General features: G+C 66.1%; 9 protein-coding genes. 1 reads left to right on the top strand and 8 read right to left on the bottom strand.

All coding sequences use genetic code 11. The features are described from left to right. Positions 1–92 precede the first annotated feature (92 nt). The 3 genes from ACIBJI_RS31470 to ACIBJI_RS31460 all read right to left on the bottom strand — a co-directional run bounded on the left by ACIBJI_RS31470 (position 93) and on the right by ACIBJI_RS31460 (position 4,022). On the bottom strand, positions 93–596 hold the full coding sequence (locus ACIBJI_RS31470; RefSeq protein WP_364354107.1) for a DUF664 domain-containing protein: 504 nt from the start codon (positions 594–596) through the stop codon (positions 93–95). A 66-nt stretch (positions 597–662) separates the two neighbouring features. Next, complete coding sequence (gene topA, locus ACIBJI_RS31465; RefSeq protein WP_397087080.1) at positions 663–3,461, bottom strand: type I DNA topoisomerase; 2,799 nt, start codon at positions 3,459–3,461, stop codon at positions 663–665. Positions 3,462–3,815: 354 nt separating this feature from the next. Continuing rightward, positions 3,816–4,022, bottom strand: a complete 207-nt coding sequence (locus ACIBJI_RS31460; RefSeq protein WP_011206895.1) for a cold-shock protein — start codon at positions 4,020–4,022, stop codon at positions 3,816–3,818. 499 nt (positions 4,023–4,521) lie between these two features. Here ACIBJI_RS31460 and ACIBJI_RS31455 point away from each other — a divergent pair, with 499 nt between their 5' ends. Beyond that, complete coding sequence (locus ACIBJI_RS31455) at positions 4,522–6,840, top strand: DEAD/DEAH box helicase (RefSeq protein ID WP_397086999.1); 2,319 nt, start codon at positions 4,522–4,524, stop codon at positions 6,838–6,840. Positions 6,841–7,168: 328 nt separating this feature from the next. On the opposite strand, the gene ACIBJI_RS31450 is transcribed toward ACIBJI_RS31455, so the two are convergent. From ACIBJI_RS31450 to ACIBJI_RS31430, 5 genes are all read right to left on the bottom strand, one after another. Continuing rightward, positions 7,169–7,549, bottom strand: coding sequence for an Rv3654c family TadE-like protein (locus ACIBJI_RS31450; RefSeq protein ID WP_364354113.1), 381 nt, complete (start codon positions 7,547–7,549; stop codon positions 7,169–7,171). A gap of 980 nt (positions 7,550–8,529) precedes the next feature. After that, positions 8,530–8,844: a TadE family type IV pilus minor pilin gene (locus ACIBJI_RS31445; protein WP_364354116.1), complete on the bottom strand. Its 315-nt coding sequence runs from the start codon at positions 8,842–8,844 to the stop codon at positions 8,530–8,532. Between the two features lie 62 nt (positions 8,845–8,906). Further along, a complete protein-coding gene (locus ACIBJI_RS31440) occupies positions 8,907–9,092 on the bottom strand; it encodes a DUF4244 domain-containing protein (protein WP_364354254.1) in 186 nt (61 codons plus the stop codon). Positions 9,093–9,776: 684 nt separating this feature from the next. Then, positions 9,777–10,394, bottom strand: coding sequence for a type II secretion system F family protein (locus tag ACIBJI_RS31435; protein ID WP_364354119.1), 618 nt, complete (start codon positions 10,392–10,394; stop codon positions 9,777–9,779). 41 nt (positions 10,395–10,435) lie between these two features. Beyond that, on the bottom strand, positions 10,436–11,227 hold the full coding sequence (locus ACIBJI_RS31430; protein ID WP_364354122.1) for a hypothetical protein: 792 nt from the start codon (positions 11,225–11,227) through the stop codon (positions 10,436–10,438). Positions 11,228–11,506 lie beyond the last annotated feature (279 nt).

The following is an 11,506-nucleotide window of genomic DNA, read 5'->3' as shown; positions in this document are numbered from 1 at the left end:
CACACCCGCCAACGGATGCGGACTACCCGGCAGGTTCTCATAGCCCGCGAGGCGAATCCACTCGAGGTCCATGGCATCCATACTGCCGTCGATCACACTCGTTGATAAGTGGTGTTCGCGCCGTCGAGCGCCTCTCGAATGATGTCGGCATGCCCACTGTGGTGGGTGATCTCGCGCAGCACGTGCAGCAGGGTGAAGCGCACGGTCCACCACTCGCGGTCGGGCGTCCACGGTGTCGTCGGGGTCGGGATGGACGTGCTCAGATCCGGATCGGTGCGAATCAGCTTCGCGGTCGCCTCCGCCACTTCGTCCCAGGTGGCCAGCAGTCCCGCAACCGTATCGTCGGGCGCCATCAGATACTCACCCTCGAATTCGGCCAGTTCCTGCTCGGCCGTCTCATCGCGCTCGACGATGACCTTTGTCCAGTGCCGCTCGCAGTTGACGACATGGTGCAGCAGCCCACCGAGGGTCAACTCGCTGACGGTCGTGCGCTGCCGCGCTTGCTGCTCGTCGATACCCCGCAGGGTAATTCGAAACAGCGCGCGCTGACTGTCGAGCGCGAGGATGAGATCTTCGCGCTCCTGATCGATCGCCATGGCGGCCCCTTCCCGGTCGATGCTCCGATACCGGGGCGAGGCTACGGCAAGGCACCGACGAAACCGTCAGGCCTTCTTCGCGGCCGTCTTCTTGGCGGTGGTTTTCTTCGCTGCGGTCTTCTTCGCCGCCGTCGCCTTCTTGGCCGGAGTCTTCTTCGCCGCCGCCTTCTTCGCCGTCTTCTTCACCGGACCACGCGCGCGCCGATCGGCGAGCAGCTCCGAGGCCCGCTCGTCGGTGATCGACTCGACCTCGTCGCCCTTGCGCAGGCTGGCATTGGTCTCACCGTCGGTGACATACGGACCGAAGCGCCCGTCCTTGATCACCATCGGCTTACCGGTCGCCGAATCGTTTCCGAGTTCGCGCAGCGCCGCGGCACTGGCGGCCTGGCGTCCGCGCCGCTTGGGCTCGGCGTAGATCTTGAGCGCCTCGTCCAGCGTCACGGTGAAGATCTGATCTTCATTGGCCAGCGAACGAGAATCCGTGCCCTTCTTCAGATATGGGCCGTAGCGTCCGTTCTGCGCGGTGATCTCCTCACCGGAGGCCGGGTCGGCACCGACAACGCGTGGCAGCGACAACAACTTCAACGCATCGTCGAGCGTAATCGTCGCCAGATCCATACCTTTGAACAGCGATCCGGTCCGCGGCTTAGGCGCCGCAGCCTTTTTCGCGGTCTTCTTCGCGGGCGCGGGCGCGTCCTCGGGCGCGGGCTCCGGCAGGATCTCGGTGACGTACGGACCGAAACGTCCTTCCTTGGCGACGATTTCGTGTCCGGTCGCCGGATCCTTACCGAGCAGGCGTCCTTCCTGCGGTGTCGAGAACAGTTTCTCGGCGACCTGCGCGGTCAGCTCGTCCGGCGGCAGATCATCGGGCAGATTCGCCCGCTGTGATATCGAATCCCCTTCGGGGTCATCGGGATTGGCGACCATCCGCTCCAGATACGGTCCGAATCGACCGACCCGAACCACAACGTCGCGACCCTCGTCGTCGACGAACAGCTTGATCGAATTGACCTCGCGCGCATCGATGTCATCGAGCTGCTCACCGACCATCCGCTTCAGACCGCCGGAGCGCGCGACCGAACCCTCGACACCGTGATCGCCACCGAAATAGAAGCTGGACAACCAATTTCCGCGCTGCTCACGACCGCCGGCGATGGCATCGAGGTCGTCCTCCATGGCGGCGGTGAAGTCGAAGTCGACCAGCCGACCGAAGTAGGCCTCCAGCAGACCGACCACCGCGAAGGCGACCCACGACGGCACCAGCGCACTGCCGCGCTTGTACACATATCCGCGGTCGAGAATCGTCTTGATGATCGACGAATACGTCGAAGGTCGACCGATGCCGAGGTCTTCGAGTGTCTTGATCAACGAGGCCTCGGTATACCGCGCGGGCGGATTCGTGCTGTGCCCATCGGGATTCAGCTCCACCGCCGTGACGCGCTCGCCCTCGTCGAGCGCGGGCAGCCGGGATTCGGCGTCGTCGGACTGACCGCCCGCCTCCTCGTCGACACTCTCGACGTAAGCCTTGAGGAAGCCCGGGAAGGTGATGGTCCGACCGGAGGCCGAGAACACGCATTCCTCGCCGGTACCCGCGACACCGGTGATCCGCAGCGTCAGCGTGGTGCCCCTGGCATCGGCCATCTGCGAGGCGACCGTGCGCTGCCAGATCAGCTCGTAGAGCCGGAACTCGTCATTGTCCAAGCGCGCGTGCAGCTGACCCGGGGTCGCGAAGGTATCGCCCGCCGGACGAATCGCCTCGTGCGCCTCCTGCGCGTTCTTCACTTTGCGGGTGTACTGCCGCGGCGTCGGGTGCACGTATTCCGCGCCGTACAGCTGGGTCGCCTGCGACCTGGCCGCGGCGATCGCCGACTCCGACAGCGTGGTCGAGTCGGTACGCATGTAAGTGATGTAGCCGTTCTCGTATAGCCGCTGCGCGACCCGCATGGTCCGCTCGGCATTGAACCGCAGCTTGCGGCCCGCCTCCTGCTGCAGGGTCGAGGTCATGAACGGCGCGTATGGCTTACGCGTATATGGCTTGGCCTCCGCGGAGGAAACCACCAGATCGGCGCCCTCGAGCGCCTCGGCGAGGCGGCGGGCATAGGGCTCGTCGAGGACGACCACGCCATTGCCCTTGAGCTGCCCGTCCGGCCCGAAGTCCCGGCCGGTTGCCACCCTGGTCCCGTCGACACTGACCAGGCGCGCCCCGAAGGTGCGCGGATTGGTGGCGTCGCCGTTTTCCCCGCCCGCATCCAGCTTGGCCGCGATATCCCAGTACTCGGCCGAGCGGAATGCCATCCGCTCGCGCTCGCGCTGCACGATCACCCTGGTCGCGACCGACTGCACCCGGCCCGCCGACAACCGCGGCATGACCTTCTTCCACAGCACCGGACTGACCTCGTAGCCGTACAACCGGTCCAGGATGCGCCGGGTTTCCTGCGCGTCGACCAGATCGTTGTCCAGATCGCGGGTATCGGCCGCGGCGGCCAGAATGGCGGGCTCGGTGATCTCGTGGAACACCATGCGTCGCACCGGCACCTTGGGCTTCAACGTCTCCAACAGGTGCCAGGCGATGGCCTCACCCTCGCGGTCGGGGTCGGTGGCGAGGTAGAGCTCGTCGGCATCGGCCAGCAGGCTCTTGAGCTCGGAGACCTTGGCCTTCTTATCCGGACTCACCACATAGATGGGCTCGAAGTCGTTGTCGACGTCGACGCCGAGGCGCGCCCAGGACTGCCCCTTGTACTTGGCGGGAACGTCCGCGGCACCCCGCGGCAGGTCCCGGATATGACCGACAGAGGCCTCGACCGTGTAATTGCGACCCAGATAGGGCGCAATTTTTCGAGCCTTTGTCGGGGACTCGACGATCACGAGACGACGCAGGGGACGGCCCTGGTCGGCTGCACCGCGGTCTCGTGTTGCCACCGGCGAATACACCTTTCCTTATCGACCCGCGCTGCGCTTTTTCGCGCTGTGCGCGGCTGGGGCAAGCGGCGGCGACGGGGAGGACGTTGCCACCAGACACGTTTATACCTTGACGCGACGTGTGGCCGAGCGCTTGCGACTCGAACCACAGAGCGTACCTGCGTCCCTGGTGATCAGTATGCAGTGCCTGCCGCGCTACGACCGCACCGCAGGTACGCGCCGGTTTTTGTCTTACCCCAGATATAGCTCGTCCCTCACCTCCGTTACCGGTGGTGAGGGACGAGCGAATCGTTGCGTCGCTCAGCTGAGCGCGCGAACTCCGGTGGCCTGCGGACCCTTTGTGCCCTGGCCAACCTCGAACTCGACCTTCTGGTTCTCCTCGAGGGTGCGGAAACCCGACCCTTGGATCTCGGAGTAGTGGACGAAGACGTCAGCGGAGCCGTCCTCGGGCGCGATGAAGCCGAACCCCTTCTCCGCGTTGAACCACTTCACAGTTCCCTGTGCCATTCTGTTCCTTCTCTTTTCTTACCGGAACGGCGGACAAGTAGGTTCATCCACCGGGTCCGTTCCGACCGTTGTACTGTTGGTTCCCCCTGCAGGAAAGCACCAAGCACAGCGTTCGCAACATCGATCCTGCTGACGGTTTGGACTTTGGATCCGTCCCTCGAACACAGAAGCTTGCGACCAGGAACTAGTGAACCATGTCTTCGAGCAATTCAACAGTCGAGTTACCGACAATTTGCAAAAAAGTTGATCTAGCGAATGCGCAGGTGAGGGACACAATGCCGGAATCCAGACTTGTGGTTCGTTTGCTTACGGATAACCGAGCCAGCGTCTGGCAAACAGGCTGTGACCCAGGTCGCTATTTGGTATCGAAATGGCAGGTGGAGCTTCCCAAGCGCACACGTTTCACACTTTCTGTGCGTGTCGCGGAGTTCGAGTCGTGAATCCGACCGATCCGGTAAGTCGGCCACGGGCCAGCAACGGCCGAAGTTACGGGCGATCGTTGCTGAATCGTGTCCTGAATGCGGGCCCCGACGACGACACCCGCCTGACCCATGTCGTCGAACTCGCCGCACGCCCTGCAGCCACCACTACCTGGCCTGATTGGGCCGCGCCCGATGTCGTCGCCGCGTTGCGGGCCGCCGGAGTCGAGGCGCCGTGGACTCATCAGACGAGAACCGCCGACATCGCCGCGAGCGGCCGACACGTGGTCGTCAGTACCGGGACAGCATCCGGGAAATCGCTCGGCTACCAACTGCCGGTGCTCACCGCATTGCGCGAAGATCCACTCGCCACTGCCCTTTATCTGGCGCCGACCAAGGCATTGGGCGCCGACCAACTGCGGGCAATAGCGGAATTGACGCACGAGGGGCCGTTGCGGGATGTCCATCCGGCCACTTACGACGGCGACACACCGGCCGAGGTCAGGCAATGGGTGCGCGCGAATGCCCGCTTCATCCTCACCAATCCCGACATGCTGCACGTCGGCATGCTGCGTTCGCATCAGCGATGGGCCAGAGTGCTGCGCAGGCTGCGCTACGTGGTGGTCGACGAATGCCATGCCTACCGGGGCGTATTCGGTTCGCATGTGGCACTGGTGCTGCGCAGGCTGCGGCGCATCGCGGCCCATTACGGTGCGGACCCCGTATTCATCCTCTGCTCTGCGACCACGGCAGAGCCCGCGGCCGCCGCCTCCCGGCTGATCGGCGCGCCATGCGTAGCAGTCACCGAGGACGGATCGCCGCAGGGCTCGCGCACCATCGCACTATGGGAGCCGCCGCTGTTGACCACTCTGACCGGGGAAAACGGTGCACCCGTTCGGCGATCCGCGAGCTCGGAGGCGGCCAGGATCATGGCCGATCTGGTATGCGAGGGCGCGCGCACGCTCGCATTCGTCAGGTCACGGCGGGCCGCTGAGCTGACCGCGATCGAGGCACGCAGGCTGCTCGCCGAGGTCGATCCGGCACTCAGTGAGCGGATCGCCGCTTATCGGGCGGGTTATCTCGCGGAGGATCGGCGGGAGCTGGAGGTAGCGCTATCGGATGGGTCGCTACTGGGAGCGGCCACTACGAATGCGCTGGAACTCGGGGTCGATATCGCGGGGTTGGATGCGGTCGTGATCTCGGGTTTTCCGGGTACGGTCGCCTCGTTCTGGCAGCAGGCCGGGCGCGCGGGGCGGCGCACGCAGGGGTCGTTGGTGCTGCTGGTGGCCAGGGACGACCCGCTGGACACCTTCCTGGTCCACCACCCGGAGGCGCTACTGGACAAGCCGATCGAGGCCACCATCACCGATCCACACAATCCCTATGTATTGGGCCCGCAATTGCTGTGCGCGGCGCTGGAACTGCCGCTCACCGACGATGAGGTCGATGCGCTCGGTGCGCGTGAGGTGCTCACCGATCTCGCAGGTCAGGGGTTGATTCGACGCCGGAACGGCGCGGTTCGCGACGGCAGCGCGCGCTGGTTCGCGACCGCCGAGGCGCAGCCGCATGATGCCGTCGACGTGCGCGGTGGCATCGGCACACCCATTGCCATCGTCGACGGCGAGACCGGCAGATTGCTCGGCACCGCCGACGCCGGGCGAGCTCGGGCAACGCTGCACGAAGGGGCCGTTCACCTGCATCAAGGCGATACCTACCTGGTCGATGAACTGGATCTCGAGGGCGGCGTGGCGTTCGTGCGCAGCACCGATCCCGGCTGGACCACCAGCGCCAGACAGATCACCTCGATCACGGTCGACGCGGTGACCGAACAGCGCCGACACGGTCGGGTGACCACCGCATTGGCGCAGGTCAGCGTCACCAGTCAGGTGATCGGTTATCTACGCACGCTGCGCACGGGCGAGGTGTTGGACCTGGTCGAGCTGGATATGCCGGAGCAGACGCTGTCGACCCGCGCGGTGCTGTACACGGTGACCCCTGAACTGCTGGCCGCGGCAGGCCTGGCTACACCGCGGGTGCCGGGCGCGCTGCACGCCGCCGAACATGCGGCGATCGGCCTTTTGCCGCTGGTCGCGACGTGTGACCGGTGGGATATCGGCGGCGTTTCGACCGCCGAGCATCCCGATACAGGACTGCCGACGGTGTTCGTCTATGACGGGCAGCCGGGTGGCGCGGGCTTCGCCGAGCGTGGGTTCGCGCAGCTACATCGCTGGTTGTCCGCGACCCTCGCGGTGATCGAGACGTGTACCTGCACGGTCGGGTGCCCGTCCTGCGTGCAGTCACCCAAGTGCGGCAATGGTAACCATCCGCTGGACAAGGCTGGTGCGGCCCGCCTGCTGGCCGCGGTTCTGGGCGAATTGGACGCCGATACAGGCCACTGAACGGCCCGGCGCAGGCGCCGGGGTCGATTCGTGACGCTGCCGAGCTCCCAATGTGATCGCTTGTCCACTTTCCGGGTGGTCACCAAGGATTACCGGCGCCGGTCGACGTGGCCCGCCCCGCGGTGTCGGGTGTCTCGACCCGCCGAATAAAGAGGATTAGATTCATGTTAACTGAGGTATTGCCACGGCGTTAGCATCCGACGTGCGGATTCATTCGATTGCCTTCTTGGCACTAAGTAAATATAGGCAATGACGCATTTATTCGAGCATCCCAATTACCGCATTCCGCCATCGTGAAGTACCACTGGCGAGTGCATGTACGTACCGGTCACACTCCTTCTTCTTTGGGTCCCGCACGCGCAGTCGCGCGAACAGTCTGCTTTCCTAACAGACCCATTGGTACATTCCTTTCAACAGTGACGGTCGCATCCCACTGCACGACTTCACACTGCTGAATCCGCACTCCCATCCGTAGCGCGATCTCCCCCGCTTCCGCACAGCCGACATCGGCCCCACGCGCCAGTTCTCCAGCCGCCGCCAATGCCGCCAAATCCGCCGCGGCCTGCGCCCGATGCCGCGCCACAACCACCACCCCCACCTGAGCGATCAATAGCGTCGCGCCGATCAGCGCGACCAGCGCTAGACAGGCGAACAGCGTCGCAACGCCCTCATCCCGCCCTCCCCGCCGCGCCTCGCCGACCGCGTTCACTCCGAGGACCTGCTCCGCTCCACCGAGGCCGTCCTCGCCTCCGGACGCAATTGCATCGCCCCCTCGGCCGGCGCGGTTGTCCACTCGGACGCACCGCGCGAAACGAGGCCACTGCGCGCTGCCCGAGACAATCTCGCTGCAACCCCCCTCGACTCGACCGGCCGCCCGGAGCCGCCGCACAAAGACGCCGTGCCCACGGCCACCAACTCGCGCAACGACACCGCGCGCATCGGCAACTCGGCCGCCTGCGGTTTGTAATGCTCGGCACCCGCAGTCGACTCGACCGTGCCAGGTCTGTCGCACGGCGGGGCCAGTCGAGTGCGTGCCGCCTGATCCGAATGCCCTGCACCGATGGCCGAGTCGGCTGGCTCTGATGGCGCAGCGGCAACGCGTCCATGTGGCGACAATGCCGTGCCCGGGTGGAAACACACAGCGCCCGTTGCCGACTCGGCACCCGCAGTCGACTCGACCGCGCCAGGTTCGTCGCCCCGCGACGCCAGTCCGGTGCGTGCCGCCTGATCCGAATGCCCTGCACCGATGGCCGAGTCGGCTGGCTCTGATGGCGCAGCGGCAACGCGTCCATGTGGTCGCAATGCCGTGCCCGTGTGGAAACACACAGCACCCGTTGCCGACTCGGCGACTGCTGGAGCCGAACGCTCGGCACACGCGGTCGACCTCGCCGTCCCGACGCCTCCACACTGCGACGTCAGGTCCTGGTGCGCCGTCTGGCGCAAACGCACTGGAGCCATGGTCGAGTCGACTGGCCGCGGTGGCGCAGTGAGGACGTGCGATTCGCCCGTCGACGATGTCGCGTTGGCTGTGGTCGCTTCGTCGACAGCTAGAACTGTTCGGCGGGGCGGCTTCTACTGCTCGGTCACTGCGCATCCTTACCGCCGCGCTCCGGTGGCGCGACACATCGCTGTCCTTCATCTGTGTTGTGCCCGGTGGCACGTCGGTGGCCGTTGGGCGGCCCTTGGGGGTCACGGCTCGGCTCCTGGCTCGCGGGTAGCGACGGCCTCGGCGTGCAGGACCAGTAAGGGCAGTAGAGGCGCGCGGGCGGAGACCGCCGCGACTACCTTGTCGCCCTCACTGCCCAGCGAGATGTCGGCGGTCGGTGGAGCTACCCGCCGAGCCGCCGACACCGCATTCGCTTGATCACCGCGGGCAGCCAGCCGGGCCGCTTCGCGAGCGGCGTCGACACAGCGCACCTGCGTCGACGCCGCGAGCAAGACACCGACGCACAGCACCACCGCAACCACGATGGCAGCCAGCGCGATCGCCGCCTCAACCGTCACCGCACCCCGATCGTCACCGAGATGCGTTGTACCGCAGTAGTTTAATCGACAACTACTCTCCGCTACACCGCGGTATTCAACGCCTTGTCGATGATCTTCGTCAGCGCGTTCACAATGCTGTCCCCAGTCACAACCCCATAGAGCACGGCCCCGAACGCCGCAGCCGCAATAGTCCCGATCGCATACTCCGCCGTACTCATCCCGTCGTCCACGACCAGCACCCGCAGCACCCGAGCTCGCACCTCCATGCCAACGGCCCCCAGCCGCCGCACTACCCGATCCCGCATTATCCCTATTCGCACCGTCTTCCCCTCTCATTCCCGCCGGCGCGGCTACTCCGCGCCGACACGCTCTTCCCTGCCGCGCACGCACCAGCACCGCACCACACAGCTCAACCATCGCGAGGGCAGCACTCGGCAGCTCAACGCCACCTTCCACAACGCCGCGCTCGACAGCACCATGTGCGCCCCGCACCGAATCAGCAATGCCCCGCGTCGCTAATCGACGCCCACACGCTCGCCCCAGCCGCGCACGCACCGGCACCGCACCACATAGCCCGAGCGCAGAATTCGGCAGCTCAACGCCACCTTCCACAACGCCGCGCTCGACAGCACCGTGCGCGCCCCGCACCGAATCAGCGATGCCCCGCGTCGCTAATCGGCGCCGCCACACTCGCCCCAGCCACACTCGCCCCAGCCGCGCACGCCCCAGCCGCGCACCGCACAGCTCAACCCTCGCGAGGGCAGCACTCGGCAGCTCAGCAACGTCGTATTCGACATCGCACGCGACCGTCCTTGGCTCGGTAGCGTGCCGCGCTGTGCTGTCCGAAGCAGCAGCATTGTCGGGACCGACGTTGCCTCGCTTTGTTTTTCGCAGCTCGGTCGTTCGCGCGCTCGTCACTGGTGATGCGGTGCTTCCGTGCCATGCGGTTTTCACAGCAGTCCACCCCCGAGGACGCGGCTGGCGAGGCCGATTACTACGGGAACGATGCCGAGGCAGACGAAGGCTGGGAGGAAGCAGAGGCCTAGGGGGCCGCCGATCAGGACTCCGGCGCGTTCAGCGCGGGCGGCGGCCGCGTCTTCGACGCCGCTGCGGTGCTGTTCGGCCAGTTCGCCGACGGCGGTGGCGAGTGAGGCGCCGGAACGGGCGGAGCGACGCGCCATGCGTGCCAGTGCGTCGACCTCTTCGGCGCCAGGTTGGTCTGTGCCGTCGCGGGCCACCTGGTCCCAGGCGGTTGCCGCGTCCGCGCCAAGTGCCAGCAGGTCGGCTGCTTTACTCAATGCCGCGCCGAGGGCAGGCGGTGCGCTGGGTGCCACAGCGCGGGCTGCGGATGCCATCGGCAGCCCGGCTCGCAGGCAGGCGGCCAACAGGTCGAATACCGAGGCCACGGCCAGCGGGTCGCTATTGGGGCCGCGCGGAGATGCCGGGGCGGCCGGCTGCGTGCCCACCTCCCGTAGCGCCCGCAATCGCCGATTCACCGTAACTCGACCGGGTAGCACTATCAATGCCATCGCGAGCAAAAGCACTGGCGCACTGATAATTCCAGCCATTCCCCACCCTTTCGCATGTGTGGACAACCAGCAGATTCGTTTCATACGAAGACCTTTCGCGTGATCGCGTCGGCCCACAGCAAGCCAGCGCACCCCAGTGCCGCACCGAGTGGCAGCAGTACGGTTCCGGCGCCCGGGCTCAGCAATACGTGCAGCGGAGCAGCACCCATCAATTGGCCGAGGCCGATACCCAGGAGCGGCAGACCCGCCAGGACCGCCGCAGTGGCGCGCGCACCGGCCAGTGATGCAGTGGTGCGCGTGCGAAAGCGAATGCGCCCCAACAAGTCGGTGCGAGCAGCGGAGAGTAGTTCCGCGAGGGCCAGACCGTGGTGCTCGGCGACCTGCCAGGCGTCAGCGATCCTGGCGAGTTCGGCATCGACGATGGAATGAGGATCGCGCAACCCGTCCGCGCCGGAGCCGCCGAGCCTGCTGCGCGCCGAGCTCACCGCGAAGGCACGTGCGGCCGCCCCGCGCGACTCCTGCGCGGCAGCAGCCGCCGCCGCACTCGGATGCGCACCCACCCGCAGCTCCCCGATCACGGCCTCGAGCGCATCCAACAGATAGGCGCACTCTGCACTGTGCCGCCGCTCCCGGCTAGCCCGTCGCACCCGAATACCGACGGTTGCCCCAACCAACACCACAGCAACCAGCAGACCGACACCGACAGCCAACGCCCCGACGATGACAACGCCGAACGCCACCCGAAACCCACTGCCCCGCCCAAACTTCCGAGCATCACCTGACGCCGCGAACAACCTGACGAACCGACGACGGCAACTCGGCGGCGGTACCAGCAAAACCCCCACCGCCAGACACACCAATCCCGCGATCATCGACCGGACCGTTCGCCGACCAAGCACGGCAACCGCACCATCCGACTACCAATTCTCGAGCGGACTACCACCGCGATCACCGGCCGAACCGCTCGCCAACCCAGCACCGCAACCGCACCATCCGACCACCAACTCCTGAGCGCACCTGCCACCGCGATCCCCGGCCGAACCATTCGCCAACCAAGCACCGCAACCGCACCATCCGACCACCAACTCCTGAGCGCACCTGCCACCGCGATCCCCGGCCGAACCATTCGCCAACCAAGCACCGCAACCGCA

It is taken from the genome of Nocardia sp. NPDC050408 (assembly GCF_044458905.1).
Classification (GTDB): Bacteria; Actinomycetota; Actinomycetes; order Mycobacteriales; family Mycobacteriaceae; genus Nocardia.
Note: the sequence above shows the minus strand (reverse complement) of the source record. Positions and strands in the feature narration are given on the sequence as shown.